The sequence below is a fragment of the Sulfitobacter sp. HI0129 genome (genome assembly GCF_001635395.1).
Classification (GTDB): Bacteria; Pseudomonadota; Alphaproteobacteria; order Rhodobacterales; family Rhodobacteraceae; genus Sulfitobacter.
Map to the genome: position 1 here is coordinate 1 of NZ_LWGH01000712.1, position 700 is coordinate 700.

Here is a 700-nt window from a genome sequence, read left to right on the forward strand (position 1 = left end):
TGCTGGCCGAACACGGAACCGCCCGTGCAGCGCTGGAGGCTTTGCCCGATGTCGCCGCCGCGGCCGGCCTCGCCAGTTACCGCCCCTGCCCCGAAGGCGTGCTGAGGGCAGAGCTGGAAACCGCGCGGCAGGCGGGCGCCAAACTGCTGATGGAGGAAGACAGCCAATACCCCGCGCGGCTGCGCGACACGCCCGGCGCGCCACCTTTCCTCTGGGTTCTGGGCGATGTTGAGCTGCTGACCCGCCCGCTGGTCTCGCTGGTGGGGGCGCGGAATGCCTCATCGCTGGGCATGCGGATGGCGCGCAAACTGGCGCGCGAGTTGGGGGCCGCGGGATATGTCATCGTATCGGGGCTTGCCCGGGGGATCGATGCCGCCGCCCACCGCGCCGCGCTCGACTGCGGGACCATCGCGGTTCAGGCCGGCGGGGTGGACATCCGCTACCCGGCCGAAAACGCCGACCTGGCGGATGCCATCGCGCAGCGGGGGTTGCGGCTGTCGGAACAGCCGATGGGCCTCAAACCGCTGGCGCGGCATTTCCCGCTGCGCAATCGCATCATCTCGGGCCTGTCGGCGGCGACGGTGGTGGTGGAAGGTGCCGCGCGGTCGGGCGCGCTCATTACCGCGCGGGACGCGCTGGATCAGGGGCGCGAGGTGCTGGCCGTGCCGGGCCACCCGTTCGACGCCCGTGCGGCGGGCTG

At 72.3% G+C, this 700-nt stretch carries 1 protein-coding gene; it reads left to right on the forward strand.

Annotated features, from left to right (window positions below; translation table 11 throughout):
• Positions 1 to 2: 2 nt before the first annotated feature.
• Positions 3 to 700 (forward strand): DNA-processing protein DprA (dprA, locus tag A3764_RS17825; RefSeq protein WP_067951871.1); only part of this gene is annotated, 698 nt, incomplete at its 3' end.